11 protein-coding genes and 1 tRNA gene are annotated in these 15,116 nt (G+C 36.9%); 3 read left to right on the forward strand and 9 right to left on the reverse strand.

The features are described from left to right. Window positions 1–248 precede the first annotated feature (248 nt). Window positions 249–321: transfer RNA gene (locus tag QNJ50_RS12635), tRNA-Glu, on the reverse strand. A 660-nt stretch (window positions 322–981) separates the two neighbouring features. Here QNJ50_RS12635 and QNJ50_RS12640 point away from each other — a divergent pair. Then, window positions 982–2,907, forward strand: coding sequence for a cation:proton antiporter (locus QNJ50_RS12640; protein WP_300635777.1), 1,926 nt, complete (start codon window positions 982–984; stop codon window positions 2,905–2,907). Here QNJ50_RS12640 and QNJ50_RS12645 read toward each other — a convergent pair. Both QNJ50_RS12645 and QNJ50_RS12650 read right to left on the reverse strand, forming a co-directional pair. Further along, window positions 2,874–3,533 (reverse strand): cytochrome b N-terminal domain-containing protein, encoded by a 660-nt coding sequence (locus tag QNJ50_RS12645; RefSeq protein WP_300635779.1) that lies wholly within the window; start codon window positions 3,531–3,533, stop codon window positions 2,874–2,876. The genes QNJ50_RS12640 and QNJ50_RS12645 overlap by 34 nt on opposite strands. 90 nt (window positions 3,534–3,623) lie before the next feature. Next, complete coding sequence (locus tag QNJ50_RS12650; protein ID WP_300635781.1) at window positions 3,624–4,319, reverse strand: lipase; 696 nt, start codon at window positions 4,317–4,319, stop codon at window positions 3,624–3,626. 98 nt (window positions 4,320–4,417) lie between these two features. On the opposite strand from QNJ50_RS12650, the gene QNJ50_RS12655 reads away from it, so the two are divergent. Together QNJ50_RS12655 and QNJ50_RS12660 are read left to right on the forward strand one after the other, a co-directional pair. Next, window positions 4,418–5,137 carry a precorrin-2 C(20)-methyltransferase gene (locus tag QNJ50_RS12655; protein WP_300635783.1) on the forward strand — a complete coding sequence of 240 codons (720 nt, stop codon included), beginning with the start codon at window positions 4,418–4,420 and terminating at the stop codon, window positions 5,135–5,137. Window positions 5,138–5,376: 239 nt separating this feature from the next. Then, window positions 5,377–6,945 (forward strand): hypothetical protein, encoded by a 1,569-nt coding sequence (locus QNJ50_RS12660; protein ID WP_300635785.1) that lies wholly within the window; start codon window positions 5,377–5,379, stop codon window positions 6,943–6,945. A gap of 353 nt (window positions 6,946–7,298) precedes the next feature. Here the strand turns inward: QNJ50_RS12660 and petE are convergent, their stop codons facing one another. From petE to era, 6 genes are all read right to left on the reverse strand, one after another. After that, complete coding sequence (gene petE / locus QNJ50_RS12665) at window positions 7,299–7,718, reverse strand: plastocyanin (RefSeq protein ID WP_300635787.1); 420 nt, start codon at window positions 7,716–7,718, stop codon at window positions 7,299–7,301. 387 nt (window positions 7,719–8,105) lie between these two features. After that, on the reverse strand, window positions 8,106–8,597 hold the full coding sequence (gene psbV / locus QNJ50_RS12670) for a photosystem II cytochrome c-550 (RefSeq protein WP_300635788.1): 492 nt from the start codon (window positions 8,595–8,597) through the stop codon (window positions 8,106–8,108). A gap of 315 nt (window positions 8,598–8,912) precedes the next feature. Then, window positions 8,913–9,746, reverse strand: a complete 834-nt coding sequence (locus QNJ50_RS12675; protein WP_300635799.1) for a carbohydrate ABC transporter permease — start codon at window positions 9,744–9,746, stop codon at window positions 8,913–8,915. Continuing rightward, window positions 9,746–10,582 (reverse strand): sugar ABC transporter permease, encoded by an 837-nt coding sequence (locus tag QNJ50_RS12680; RefSeq protein ID WP_300635801.1) that lies wholly within the window; start codon window positions 10,580–10,582, stop codon window positions 9,746–9,748. The genes QNJ50_RS12675 and QNJ50_RS12680 overlap by 1 nt, the downstream gene beginning before the upstream one ends. Window positions 10,583–10,795: 213 nt before the next feature. Further along, entirely contained in the window at window positions 10,796–12,769 is a 1,974-nt protein-coding gene (locus QNJ50_RS12685; RefSeq protein WP_300635790.1) for a S9 family peptidase, read from the reverse strand. Between the two features lie 752 nt (window positions 12,770–13,521). After that, a complete protein-coding gene (gene era, locus QNJ50_RS12690) occupies window positions 13,522–14,481 on the reverse strand; it encodes a GTPase Era (protein ID WP_300635792.1) in 960 nt (319 codons plus the stop codon). Window positions 14,482–15,116 lie beyond the last annotated feature (635 nt).

Here is a 15,116-nt window from a genome sequence, read left to right on the forward strand (position 1 = left end):
ATAAAATATTCTTAAAAAATAAGAAGATATTAAAAACTAATAATTTAATCTTAAATAAAGTCCATAGAAGCTTTAGGTTTAAGCTAAGATATCAAATTAAACAGTAAAGTTTGCTGCTATGTTTCTGGTGTTTTAAATTTCCGAGAAATTTCTCAGCATTTTAAATTATTGCCGACCTAAAAAAATAATAGCTGCGACATAAATTAATTTACGTCGCAGCTATTATTTTATAATGATTTTTCTTTGTATACCCCCAAGGGAATTCGAATCCCTGTTACCTCCGTGAAAGGGAGGTGTCCTAGGCCTCTAGACGATGGGGGCCTGTGCATCAGACTTTTAATAATTTAGCGGAGTTTCTTATTTGTGTCAACAGTTTTTGAGCAAATTTTTGGCCGGGTCAAAATACAAAATCCTCAACTTCAAAGGAGCATACTAGTATTGTGTCAAGAAAAGAATATCAACCTGTTGATTAAAAATGTCTCACATTACCTTTGAAAAACAGAGGTGAAGATCCAGCCAGTAACTAGGGGAATATTGCCTTAAGCTCTAGGTTTTACATTCGCCATTTTTAACTTCTGCCAAATTTGATTTGACGTCATTTATAAGTATATAGACTTTGAGACCTGACTAATCTTTAAGACAATTCAATGCAAGACAAAAGTATACTATAGGAAAGCTTTAGTGTTACTAAATTAAAATAGATGTATATGTTAAATGAAAATGTCAAAACAAATTACATTTAATTGCCGTATATCAAGGATTAGAGCTTATGTACAATCGATGGGAAATTAAATCCTAATGGGCAAATATTTCTGCCTAACGTTTGACAAAGGGGGTAAAATTTTGTTTATTTCCCCGAACATGAGTATAAAAACTATCTGTATTTCCCCGTTTAGCAAGGGTATAGTATTGCAGCCAGTGCAGTTAGTCTTTACTATTCTTAACAAAAGATTTTGAAATATATGGATCAAAATCTCGAATATGGAAGAATCTTTTGAAATCACTTTGCAGATGGTGATAACCATCGTCGCAGGCATTAGTGCTCAAGTACTTGCTGCCTATCTTAAATTGCCTGGCATTGTATTCTTGTTGTTCTTTGGTATTTTGCTTGGCTCTGATGGCATTGGGCTGCTACATCCTCAAATGCTAGGAACTGGCTTAGAGGTAATTGTTGCCCTTGCCACAGCGATTATTTTGTTTGAGGGTGGATTAGATTTAGACCTGCGTGAGTTGGGTAAAGTTTCTACAACTTTGCAGTTGCTAGTAACTTTAGGCACTTTGGTGACACTGCTCGGGGGTAGCATGGCCGCACACTGGCTAAGCGAGTTCCCTTGGCCAATCGCTTTCCTATATGCCTCCCTAGTTGTAGTAACTGGACCTACAGTAGTAACTCCCTTACTCAAACATATAAAAGTCGAGCGACAAGTAGCAGCAATACTGGAAGGAGAAGGAGTTTTAATTGACCCTGTTGGAGCTATTCTTGCCGTTGTCGTCCTCGACACAATTTTGAACAGTGATGCTGGTCCAGTTAATGCTGCCATTGGTTTGTTGCTGCGTTTGGGAGTCGGAGCAGTAATTGGTGGTGTTGGTGGTTGGATCATGAGCTTAGTTTTCAAACATGCGAATTTCCTCTCCTTCGAGTTAAAAAACTTACTAGTGCTGGCAGGATTATGGGGTTTATTTGCACTATCCCAAAATATCCGCAGCGAATCTGGACTAATGACCACCGTAGTCGCAGGGATTGTATTTGCCAATTCTTCAGTCCCAGAAGAGCGCCAATTACGTCAATTTAAAGGTCAATTAACCATACTAAGTGTATCTGTGCTGTTTATATTACTAGCTGCAGATCTATCAATTGACAGTTTATTAGCCTTAGGGTGGGGTAGTTTATTTAGTGTCTTAGCACTAATGTTTATCGTGCGCCCAATAAATATTTTGCTATGTACTTGGAATAGCAATTTTAATTGGCGACAAAAACTATTTTTAAGTTGGATTGCACCAAGGGGAATTGTTTCAGCTTCTGTTGCTTCCTTGTTTGCAATTTTGCTAACTCAGCATGGTATTAACGGTGGTGATGCCATTAAAGCTTTGGTCTTTTTGACGATTATCGTAACGGTAGTTTGTCAGGGACTAACAGCAGGTTGGCTAGCTAATTGTTTACAAATCACTTCTAAAGAAGCTACGGGAGTTGTAATTGTCGGCTGTAACCCCTTGAGTATGTTAATTGCCCGCTTCTTCCAAGAGCGGGGAGAAAAAGTCGTAATGATTGACACCAACCCAGAGTCCTGCGAACAAGCCGAAGTTCGAAACATTCAGGTCATTGCTAGCAGTGCATTTGATGTAGAAGTATTAGAAGGAGCGGGTCTGGGATCGATGGGAACTTTTTTGGCTGCCACCAATAATGGTGAAGTCAATTTTGTATTGGCACAAAGAGCAGCAGAAGAATTCGACCCTCCAAGGGTTTTGGCTGTTTATCCGAGAGATCCTACCGCCAAAGTTCCTGTAAATAATAGTCAGAAGGTCAATCAAGCATTTGTTTCTGACTTGGCAATTAAGCGATGGAATGAATACTTAAATAATGGGCAAGTAAAATTGCTAACTACTACACTCAGCCAATCAGATATTGAAAATCAAAAAGAATCTCTCAAAGAATTGGTAGAAGGAGGGGACTTGGTACCCCTACTTATGGAACGAGAAAAACATCTCATGGTCATGCCCGCCTCCCAACAATGGCAGATTGGCGATCGCATTATTTATCTGCTCCACGATCCCAGACCAACTTTACTTAAGCGTCTTTCTGGAGGAACTCAATCAAATCGCCTATCTTTAGACAAATTGCCTGAAGTAGAAGAATTCCCACTAGCAAAGCTATCTCAACTTTCTGCTAGTGATACATCAACAGCCTGATTTAATTTTTCTCGTTCTTCCGATAAAACCACATTTGTGGCCTTCATTTGTTTTTCTTGCCAAATCAAACTTGATAGGTGAACTACAGCCAGTACAACTACACCTACAGAGAGGAGATAGCTATGGATAGTGTAAAGGTGTTGTATTGTTACTGAATTAATTGCTCCACCGCCAGTCAGAATGTTTTTTAACCAAACTCCAACCAGGGGAATCGCCTGAATTGTACCGAGTTCAATATTAAATCTCCAGTATCCTTCCTGGGTCCAAGCCAAAATAATTGCAGTCCAAGAAAGCCCAATCGCCGTAAGAGCTAAGAGAATACCGCTAACCCATGCACCCAACCAACTGCGGCGAAATTGTCTGCCTAAAAACATCACCACAATTTGTATTAAAGCGATCGCTATTATTCCATTTCCAGCCAAGCTGTGAATTTTACGGAAAAACCAACCATAAGGAACTTGGAGAGTTATAGCCTCCAAGGATGTATATGCCCCGCCTGCGGTTGGTTCGTAGTAAAAAGATAGCAAAATACCACTAAAAGCAGCGATTAGACTCAAAGTTAAGACTACAACCGATAAAATTGTTGCAATTCTCCTAATTACCCAATCGAATTGATTGATTTGCATTACTGAAGCTTCCTTTCCAGAAAATTGTAGTTTTATTACAATTCTAACCAATAATCATTAAGAAATGTTTCAGAATGTAAACAAGATAACTTAACTTAGATAATTAGCCCAGGTACTAAGTATATCTGGGGAGCCATACCACCTTTGCGGGCTTTTGGGGGAATGGCGAACATCTTCAATCACAATATTTTGAGCACCTTCTAAATGAGCAGCTTCAATGGGGGTAATACCATCACCCCAGGTGTCCCCTTTGCCACAAGTTAATAAATAACTGTTATAAGCCAACCAACTACCTAACTTTTTGTTACCAAAAACTGTTTTCCCCGCCACGCAAATGTAATTTACATCCTTATAAAATGCCCCAGGGTAGTTTTGATTAACAAAATCAATCGTCCGGCGCGTCCAGCGTTCTTGACTAAAATGGGGTGTACCTAAAGTAATTAGATTTGCAACCAGTTTATGCCCATTGCATGGTAACGATTTATCATTACTTCTTCCGGAGTAAGGTAATTCTCCTAGATAAATTCGGGCGATCCATCCTCCTGCGGAATGACCGATTAAATTAATCTGGGGAACATCAAATTCAAAGAGGACATTTTTGACCGTTTTATCTAATTTTTGGAGAATATTAATGAAAGAGCTTCCTCCCAGTGTCGGTATCCAGTCCCTTCTTCCCAAAGGCACAGTTACAGCAGGGAAACCTAGTTCTTTAAGAGATTGTTCTAATTTTTGGTAGGATTTGGCAGACTCAAAATATCCCGGCAAAATAACTGTTGGTAGTGGCATTGCAGTCTTATTTTGAAAGCTTGATTTTTTTGTATTATTTTTTTGTATTCCTTTATTAATAATATAAACTTATAGGTTAATTTTACTAATTTGTGGCAATGCCAATAGGCAATTTTTACGGTCTAAGCGTAGGAACCGGCGATCCAGAATTAATTACTGTTAAAGGATTACGAATTTTACAAAATTCTCCAGTGGTAGCATTTCCTTCTGGTTTACAAGGTAAACCTGGAATGGCAGAAAAAATTATTAGTCGATGGTTACAACCAGAACAAATACTGTTACATCTGAACTTTCCCTATATACAAGACGAACAAATACTATTAAATGCTTGGGAAGAAGCAGCAAAAATTGTTTACGAACGTTTAAAAACTGGTCTAGATGTAGTTTTTGCCTGTGTTGGGGATGTCAGTTTCTACAGTACATTTACATACTTAGCTCAAACATTGAGGAGACTTTATCCTGATGTAATAGTTGTGGTAATACCAGGAGTTTGTTCTCCAATGGCTGCTGCGGCTGTATTAGGTATACCTCTCACAATCAAAGATGAGAAATTAGCAGTTTTACCAGCAATCTATTCCATGAACGATTTCGAAACTGCATTAGAGTGGGCTGAGGTTGTTGTACTGATGAAAGTTAGTTCTGTGTACGTTAAAGTTTGGAAGATTTTGCAACAACGCAACTTGTTAAAATCGAGCTTTGTAGTAGAAAAAGCAACTTCAGAGGAAATGGTATTACATCCCGACTTAACTAATTTAAGTAACTTAAAATTGCCTTATTTTTCAATTTTGATTGTGCAATTACAATCTAGATATTTTTAAGATTCATGATTTTGAAAGCAAAATCACATCCATATAGCCTGAATCCCAGTAATATATAACTTAAACTGATAAAATAACAGCCAGAATACTCTTAAACGTGTTCTGTTTTCAGTATCTTTATAAGAAGTTATTATTTGTAGAGGGGTGCTCCTCCTCAGCCATTGTTGGAAATAATTAAGAACTTTAGACAATAAAATTACACAATTTCCATAGAGCCGAGTGAACGAAAACAAGTTACTATGTCTTACGTCTCATTGCTGAAAACCATACCAGATTTTTTTAGTCAACCTGTAGGGATAGCGGCACTAGCATCCGTTGGTATTCATGGTGTCATTGCTTTTCTGCTGCCCTTAATGCCGGTAGAGACAAAAAAAACCAAAGAAGTCAAAATTCCGAAAACTGTTGGACTTGTTGAACTCGACCAAGCCGACCAGAAACGTATTCCCCAAACAAATTCCACAAACATAACGCCTAATCTACAAGCTAATATGCAAACGGGTGTTCAGTTGCCTGAATTTGCGACAAAAGCCACTCCGTTACCAAGATTAGCTCCTCCTCCATTGGTAACACCTCCAGTTGCTTCGAATCAAATCATGCCACCTTTGCCCATATCACGAAGTGAATTGGGAATAGATCCCTTACCCAAAAATCGGCAAATTAAAACAAGACAAAGTAATCCTTTTCGCATACGTCCGCAAGATAGATTTGGAGCGAAAAAATCTTGGAGTGCTAGTAGACCGGAACTTAAGTTTGAGGATCCTATTAAGAATTCTAATGCCGGAGCAAATCAGCAGTTAAGAGCAAAAGTAGCAACTGGAACTAATACTAGTAATAACGCTCGAAAAGATTTACAAGCTAGTTTACCTAGGGTAAATCCAGCTGCAATGCCTGCTAGGTTACCAGGAAAACCAATTCCGGTTTCTGAGGATATCACCTCTGTTGGTGCTTTACCTCGGGGTAACCAAATTTTAAATAACTCGTCGAGGGAATTAAATGTCACAAATAATACTAATGGTCTGACTTCCAGAACAAGATTGGTTACGGGGATAACAAATTCACCACAGGTAAATAACGTTCAAACACCCCAAGTCAAAGTTAAGTCTCCATCTCGGAAGAAAGTCGTTACTGAACCCGAACTTATTGCTAGAGCAAAACAGATTACTCCCAACATTCAAATGCAAGCGGTTCCACTGCAACCTAGCCTTGACTTACCGAAAGGTGAAAAGGCTACTAATGTTAAGGGAGGTTTAGTTGTCGATGGCGAAGGTAAAATTAATTACTTTGAATTGCTAGATAAATCAGTATCATCTAATCTCAAAGTTGCTGTCAGAGACTACTTCAAAAACTACTTCCAGAAAAATCCAATGAAGGCAACTGGAAAACCTAAGTATTTTTCTTTTAATGTTGTTTTTGAACCAAGTGACACCCTAAATCTCCGCGAACGTTTGCGTGCTATTAAAGACCAACGGGATTTAAAATTTAGTCCTTCACCAAATGGTGCAGTTCCTGGTAGCGGAGTTACTAACACAGAAAAATCATCTTCATCACCAGTTGTTATTAAATCTGTAGTTAGAACAGACAAAGCTACTGATAACCGTCGAAATAATCAAACTTCTTATAATCAAACTTCTCAGCCTGGGTTTTTATCTCAGCGTTTACCAATTATTCCAGAGAATAATAAAGGTAGTTTAGAAAACCGCACCCAAGTCTCATCTTCTTCCAAAGAAAACCAGAGAAATTTGATTTTGCGGCTTCGTAAATTACGACAACAGAGACAAATAAAAACAAAAACCTCAGATTTTCAATAATCTCAGGTCACAGGGTTAGATTATTAAGTTTGATTAGTTAGTTATCTGGTGGGTGGTTCCAAATTCATTTCTTTATTGCCAATACAGTTAGGGTAAAGCATGATAAGAAATAGAATTTGGAACCACTTACTCATTTTTTTGAATGCACTCAAATCGGAGATGTAGTATCGGATATCCCGATATTATTATTGTGTACAAACAAAAATTATTTATGCTGGGTCTGACAAATTAGAACTAAGGAATGAGAATTTAATAACCTGTAATTATGAAATTTGAAATGGTGCGTTATGTGATGCTAACAGCACCCTATTTTTTTCATTTATTTCATCCACATTCCTAAGTGTTACTAACTACTAACCTTCAACTATAACTTTACCGACCATGCCAGCACCGCGATGGGGTTCGCAGTAAAAAGTATATTCGCCAGCAGGAGCATCACCAGGAATAGTAGTTTCAAATTCTTGACCTGGGCTCATTAGTAATTGCTTATGGGAAAGTCCCTTTGCTAGATCGGCACTTTTTGCAGGATTTTGGGTTTTGTCAAAAACCACATTGTGGGGAGGAACTTTATTATTTACCCATTTAATAGTATCACCAGGCTTAACTGTTAGTTTGGAAGGCTCAAATGCCAACATTCCTTTGTCATTACCAAGCTTGATTGTGTATGTTTCGGCGGCAGCGCTATCTACGAATACAACAAAGCTGCTGACAAAAAAGAAGATAGCGCAGATCGCTAAACCAATACGTTGTAGATTTGCTGCAAATAATTTCATAAAACCTCTCGGAAGTGTTGAAATCCTAAGTCTTGGGAGTAGGGTGGAAAAATTTAAATTTTTCAATATCATTCATTGTAAATAAAATTTACCAAAATATGACGCTTTGTCATAGATAGAATTTTTTTTTTAATAATTGCCTACAATTGTGAGGCTGAAAGCACGATCCTAAACTCGCAGAATTAGGAGCCGGTGGTCATGAATCAGGGGTTAGGAGTCTGAATATGATAACCAGGTTAGGTTAAGTTATGCTAGCCACTAACAGGAAACCCAAATAGAAAAGCAGAAGAATCTAAATCTGTGTTAAGATTTCACCTTCTGCTACTTTATTGAATATACTTAGGCTTAATCAAAAAAGTTTATAAATATACTTTGACCTCTGTAAGTCTAGAAGTATATTTTGCCACCACCCCATCTTTTACCAACAACCTTAGGCTGCAAAAGGATGTAACCTGCGATCGCTTCAAAGTCTTCTTCATTTAGGTTTCTCATTTCTGTGAAAATATCTGCGCTTTTCATGCTGGGGTGCAATTCAGAAATTTCGATTTCACCATCATAGGTAGTGGGATTTTTCATGTAATCCACAAGACCTTGAATATTGTCCCGAGCAGGTGTAGCTAAAGCCAGAGTTTCTGGATCTAGCCCAACGTTCTGGTTAGTTTTGGTTACACCACCAAGATGACAATCGGCACAAGCGAATCTGAACAACCGCTTACCTTCTTTAATCTGTTTGAGACTTAGGACAACATCATCACCCTTATCATTTAAAGGTACCGTGCGTGTAGCTGTATCTAATTCTACTGCTGTTGCACTACCCAGGCAAAACTGAAATGTTAATAATAAAGTAGCTACAAAAATGCCAACTAGTTTTCTAAACATATTTCCCCTTAAGGATTTCGACTCTCAACACAGCAATGAATACCAGCGAGACTTAATCTTTTGAGTGTTAACTATTCTTGTTAACTGCTAATCGATCGATGATTGATTCTTTTTAACTGATTAATTCAGATTAAGCTGCTTTTATACAATTATCACGTGAATAGTGCAATTTGTTGCCCAAACTACCAGGATATCTTGTCTTAAGTATCTGCGATGGGGAGGTAACGGAGAATAAAAAAATGTAGATTAACGGTGTTTTATCTTAATTGCTTTGCTTTTAAGTGACTTTTTGCTCTCAGTAATTTGCGTCTTGTTTTAACCTTTACCACCTGTAAATTTTACACTTTGAATAAAATATCGATTGAAAAAGCTATAGATAATTAAAACCGGTAATGTAAATACCATTGAAGCTGCCATGATGTAATTCCAATAGCTAATATATTGACCTTTGAAAGTGTTAAGCCCCAAAGGTAGGGTAAACATTTCAGGGTCGAACAGAATCACCACAGGTAATAAAAAATTATTCCAGCTATTCATAAAAACAAAAATTGCTTGGGCTGCTAATGCAGGTTTGGCGAGGGGAAGAACTATATGGCGAAAAATCCCGAATGTTGTTAAGCCATCAAGTGCAGCAGCTTCTTCTAATTCCCGAGGAAAATTGACAAAAAATTGTCGCATCATAAAAATAAAAGTTGCATTGACCATCCCTGGAACAATCATCCCCTCATAGGAATTCAGCCAGCCAAAGGCTTTTAAAATTAAGAAAGTAGGAATTAATGTTACCTGGACTGGTACGGCTAAAACTGCCAAAATTAGCAGAAACCAAAAACGTCTTCCAGTAAAATTCAGTCGAGCTAGGGCGTAACCAGCCATTGAATTGAAGAGTAAATTAGCAACTGTAATACTGGTAGCTATAATTACACTGTTTAGCAACCAACGAAAAAATAATGGTTCTTGGAGAAAAATTTGTTTGTAATTATCGAGAGTGAAGTGTTTTGGGAAAAAATTGGGTTCCCCACCAACTATTTCCGATAGGGGTTTAAAAGAGGCAGAAAATGCCCACAAAAAAGGAATTATGGTGAAAACTGCATACAGAGCCAATACTAAATAAAGTAGTATCTGTACCCAGGAAATACTCAGGCGCTTAATCACACCCGTTCACCTCCGAATAACCGTCGCCCAAACAAAGTAATTATGATAATTAATATTGCTAATAAGAAAGCGATAGCTGCAGCGTACCCCATTTGCAAGTGACGAAATACAGCTTGGTATATTAATAAAACTATTGTTAATGTGGCATTGTTAGGACCACCCGTACCACCGGAAAAAATATAAGATTGGTCGAATAATTGGAAAGTACCAATGATACCGATCGCCACCACAAAAAATGTCACTGGCTTGAGTGTGGGAATGGTGATGTGAATAAACTGTTTCCACCAATTAGCACCATCTAATTCTGCAGCTTCATACAGTGTTTTGGGTATATCTTGTAATGCTGCTAGGTAAATAACCATATAAAAGGGAGCAGTTGACCAAATATTCATCATCATGATGACTTTGAGAGCTACGCCAGGATCGCCTAACCAGTTGTAAGTTGGTAGTCCCAAAGCAGCAAGCAAATCATTTAATAAGCCATTGGTGTTATAAATCCACATGAAGATGAGAGTTAGTACAGCAGAAGAAGTGACTGTGGGTAAAAAGTAAAGAATGCGCCACCAGTTTTTACCGCGAATCCCAGAATTAAGGGTAACAGCTAAAATGACTGCCAAAATTGTTTGTGTGGGGACAACAATGACAACATACTCTGCTGTATTTTTTAGAGCGATCCAAATTAGTTCATCATTAACAAGTTGAGTAAAGTTACGAACGCCAACAAACTCATACTCAATAGTGCCCAGTAGTTTTACATTGTGCAAGGAAAGAAAAACAGCAAATACAATCGGCAACACTACGAAAGTTCCTAGTATTAGGATAGTTGGTGCCATAAAAAAGTAAGCAGCCAAATTTTCTGTAATGTTGTACTTCCTTGGAAAGGGAGAAGTTTTCACTGTAAGAAGTACTTAATTATGATGTTAAATATCATATTGAATTTTGTACTGCATGAGGAGATGTTTTTGGATTTCTTAAGTTCCTAAATCAAACTTTTTAGTATCTCCAAGCGTTTCTGTTTCGGTAATTTTTAATTACTTTCAAGAAGATTACTTAATAATTCCAGAATGTTCTGACATATTGGTCATTGGTTCAATTCTTCCACCTAAATACTTACCCAAAAACTCTTCAGCCTTTGCATAGAAATGCAGTCGATTTTGAGGACGCGTAAAACCATGTCCTTCATCAGGGTAGAGAATATATTCAACATTCTTGTTAGCATTTCGCATTGCGACGACAATTTGCTCGCTTTCTATCTGTTTCACTCTTGGATCCTTTGCACCTTGTGCAATTAGTAATGGAGCTTGGATACGGTTGATAAAAAACAATGGCGAACGAGATTTGAGCAAATCCGCTTCTTTTTCTAAATTACCTACACGATGGTAGAATCTGGCTTTGACCGTATTCCAGTCACCAGGAATACTTTCCATTAAAGTTAACAGATTACTAGGACCAACCATATCAACACCAGCAGCAAACACATTGGGTGTAAATGTTAAACCAACTAAAGTTGCGTAACCACCATAAGAACCGCCCATAATGGCTATTTTTTTTGGATCTGCAATACCTTGAAGAATTGTCCAGTTCACTCCATCAATCAAATCTTCATGCATTTTTCTTCCCCATTCTCTATTACCAGCATTGAGAAATTTCTTCCCATATCCAGTAGAACCGCGGAAGTTAATTTGTAAAACTGCATAACCACGATTTGCCAACCATTGGACCATGGGATTGTAACCCCAAGTATCTCTAATCCAAGGTCCTCCGTGAACTAGTAGTACTGTAGGTAGTTTCTTTGGTGGAATTCCAACGGGTATTGTCAGATAACCATGAATCCTGAGTCCATCGCGGGACTGGTAGGATATTGGTTGCATTTTTGCTAGTTTGACATTTTCTAGAGCGGGTTTGTTGCTAAATAATCGCTGACTTTTTCTAGTAACCCGGTTGTATTTGTAGTAGTAAGTTGGTCCATTATCTGAGTTATAAGCTACCAACCATATTTTGTCTGCAAGGTCGCGGTCGAGTACGCGAAACTCACCACCGTGAATTTTTGATAAAGCCTGAAAATCAGCAGTAATACTTTTGTCTAATACTTGCCATTGCAATTTATCTTTATAAAATCCAACAGCTTGGACATATCGCTTTGTTGGGTGAATAAAAGTAGCATTAAGGTCATATTGTAAATTTTGAGCAATAATACTTTCTTTTTTTGTTTTCAAGTTCAATGCCGAAAGCCTAATCGTTTCGGCATTGTGATTGCCTAAAATATAAAGGATTTTTCCATTCTCGGAAAATCCTAAAGCTGTACCACTCTCATCTGGACCCCAACGACGAATAACTTTCCAGGGTTTTTGATGGTTATCTTTAATCGACAAAGTTGAGCCACCATCGGGAGTAATTCCTATCGCCGCACGTATTTTAAATTCAGCATCCGCTATCGTATCAATGAAGTGACCAGGATTTTTCACTCGCAAGGTTGTTTTACCTGTTTTGAGGTTAACTTGATAAACATCATGTTTACGTTTATCTCTAATATTTAGACCTACTAATAATTGATGGGGAAAATTACGATCTAAAGCAATTATTCGTGCCTGGACATTTTTTTTTGGAGTTAAATTTGTAATTTTTCTAGTCTTGATATCTATCGCAAAAATCTGGAAATTTCCATTATTATTTACATCTTGACGATAAATTATTTGCTCGCAATTATAACTCCAAAAATAACTTTGAATGTAATACTTTTTATTATTAGTTAAAATACGATCGTTCGGTCTATCAACATTCCTAATCCATACTTGCAGTAAATTATTTTTATCAGGTGCCATGTATGTTATGTATTTACCATCTGGTGAAATCTGTATATTTAATTTGTCTGGACTAGAAAACAAAGTTTCACGCTTAATTAATGGTGGTAAATCAGCCAAAGATAAACGAAGATTATTTGATATCTTCGCTGCTACTGACAAAGACAGAGGAAGTAATGACTTATACCTGCCATTCATTTCAAGTTTTGAATTTTGCATATTCATTCATATCGAGTTGGGAATAAAAATAAATTTAGTTAAAAACCAATATTTTTGGATTTGGCTTTAAGTTTTTTTGATACAAAAGGATAAGTGTATTTATTTACGTTATCTTTGATTACAAACTATTCAAAACTTTCCTAAGAGAAGGATTTGATTGAATTTGAAATTTCACAAATTTTTCCTGATAATTAAGTTTGTACTAACTCCGTTAATTTGGTGCATCTGTTGTCAGATTTTGCAATGTAATAGTCATTTTGTGAAAGACTTTACAGAATCTTTAATTTATGTATGGGAACTACAGCTATCTTATATTGCTCTAAATTTAAACTAAATTACCAATTTTTTTTCATAACAATGCTTTTGCACAAGCAAAATATAATAATAATTCTAAATGAATTTACGCTTGCAAAAATCTTCCAGAGACTTGAAATGTGATGCTTTTGCAGTCAAGATAAATTACATCTTCGGACAAAACATATGCAAATCTTATAGCAGAATTAATAATCCATAAACCAATATTTGCAAGCATTTCACCCCAAGTTTCAGCAAATTTATTCTGTACCTATTAACTGGTGAACTGCTGTAAGTACTAGTAATAAATAAAACTCGTTAGTCAGATATAAACGAAGAAAATTCCACAGCAAATTTAATCTACTGTAGCTCGAAAAAGATAATTTGAGGTGATATAAAAATTCCCACCTTCAGTGATAATTGTAGGTGGGGAATTCAATTATTGATTATGAAAAATTCTATTCTTCAACACGATATCCTAATTCCGCCAAGCGAATCCGAGACTGACGCCACTTAGGTTGTACTTTTACAAATAGTTCTAAATATACTTTACCAGCAATTAACTTTTGGATCTGTTCTCGAGCAGCGCTCCCAATAGCCTTCAGCATATTACCACCCTTACCAATGAGTATGCCTTTCTGGGAATCACGTTCCACGTTAATGGTTGCGAGGACGCTGGTAATAGTCGGTGTTTCCTCAACTTTTTCAATTGCGATCGCCACCGAATGGGGAATTTCTTCACGCGTCAATGATAAGATTTGCTCGCGAATTAATTCACCCATAATAAAACGCTCTGGTTGATCGGTGACCAAATCGGGCGGATAATAAAGCGGTCCTGGCTCTATGTTTTGAATTAATAAATTTTGTAGTTCCGGGAGTCCTACTCCCGTTTTGGCTGAAAATTTAGTCGTCTGCCATTTTTGCGATCGCGCCAAGCTATAATAGCTTTCATCCTGCTGAGAAGATACCTCCGGTTCTTGCTTATCAATCTTATTTAAGCCTAAAATTACAGGCGTTCTACTACGACTTAATAATTCTCCGATATAGCGATCGCCTGCACCGCAAGAAGATGCTGCATCAACGACAAATAAAATAATATCTACAGATTCAATGGCAATTTTGGCATTTTGTACCAGAACTTTTCCTAACTGGTGATGGGGCTTATGAATTCCTGGTGTGTCTACAAATATCAATTGTGCTTCTGGTGTAGTTAATATCCCACGAAGGCGATTGCGCGTTGTTTGAGCGACTGGAGATGTAATCGCAATTTTTTGCCCTACTAATTGATTCATCAAAGTTGATTTACCAACATTTGGACGACCAATAATTCCAATAAATCCAGATTTGAATCCAGGAGGAGATGAGGGAATAACACCTTCTGCTGAGCCTAATACTATGTCGTTCTCTATACTTTTCATTCGGAGTATCACTTTTATATTTTATGAGCTATGGCTCGTTATTTTGTAAAAAACTAGCAAATAAACATAAAAATATTTGTCGATTTAAGGTATCACGCTCTAAATATTAGTCTAATCTACAAACAATGAACTTATTTAATATAGTGAAGTATATTCAATATAATAAAACTCAAGAAAATTCAAACATAAGTTATCATTTTTATATTTACATTTACATTTACAAAAAATATTTGGTTGATATTTTATTTGGTAATACCAATAATATCTATACTTCATTTTTTTTAACAAAACAAAGCATTTTTTGTGAGTATTTTACTTTTTCATACTTAATCAAGATATTTACTAAATATTTATTAAACTTGATTTCCTTGATTAGCAACTTTTTTATAAAATCCTTACAAGCCTCGATCCTAAATAATTCGTGTTAGCCGCATCAAGGATGTTTGCACGTCTCTTGCTGTTAGCGGTAGCGTGACTTTAGTCATATACGTAGTGTGTCCAAACGCGTAAACGTACCGTAGTTAAGAATAAATATTGTAGAGCGGGTGAGGAGGGGTTGGGTTTTCCCCTCCACAAAACATAAAAGAAACTGACGCTCACAAAATCAAAAAGTACGGTTTTATAAGCTTTCGAGC

The organism is Mastigocoleus sp. MO_188.B34, from assembly GCF_030065675.1.
Taxonomy (GTDB): Bacteria; Cyanobacteriota; Cyanobacteriia; order Cyanobacteriales; family Nostocaceae; genus Mastigocoleus.

Excerpts from the sequence above, each read along its gene's own strand:
- QNJ50_RS12645 (WP_300635779.1), bottom strand. The coding sequence starts at position 3,533 with ATGCAAATCAATCAATTCGATTGGGTAATTAGGAGAATTGCAACAATT.
- QNJ50_RS12655 (WP_300635783.1), top strand. The coding sequence starts at position 4,418 with ATGCCAATAGGCAATTTTTACGGTCTAAGCGTAGGAACCGGCGATCCA.
- QNJ50_RS12650 (WP_300635781.1), bottom strand. The coding sequence starts at position 4,319 with ATGCCACTACCAACAGTTATTTTGCCGGGATATTTTGAGTCTGCCAAA.
- QNJ50_RS12660 (WP_300635785.1), top strand. The coding sequence starts at position 5,377 with ATGTCTTACGTCTCATTGCTGAAAACCATACCAGATTTTTTTAGTCAA.
- petE (WP_300635787.1), bottom strand. The coding sequence starts at position 7,718 with ATGAAATTATTTGCAGCAAATCTACAACGTATTGGTTTAGCGATCTGC.
- psbV (WP_300635788.1), bottom strand. The coding sequence starts at position 8,597 with ATGTTTAGAAAACTAGTTGGCATTTTTGTAGCTACTTTATTATTAACA.
- QNJ50_RS12640 (WP_300635777.1), top strand. The coding sequence starts at position 982 with ATGGAAGAATCTTTTGAAATCACTTTGCAGATGGTGATAACCATCGTC.
- QNJ50_RS12680 (WP_300635801.1), bottom strand. The coding sequence starts at position 10,582 with ATGGCACCAACTATCCTAATACTAGGAACTTTCGTAGTGTTGCCGATT.
- QNJ50_RS12685 (WP_300635790.1), bottom strand. The coding sequence starts at position 12,769 with ATGCAAAATTCAAAACTTGAAATGAATGGCAGGTATAAGTCATTACTT.
- era (WP_300635792.1), bottom strand. The coding sequence starts at position 14,481 with ATGAAAAGTATAGAGAACGACATAGTATTAGGCTCAGCAGAAGGTGTT.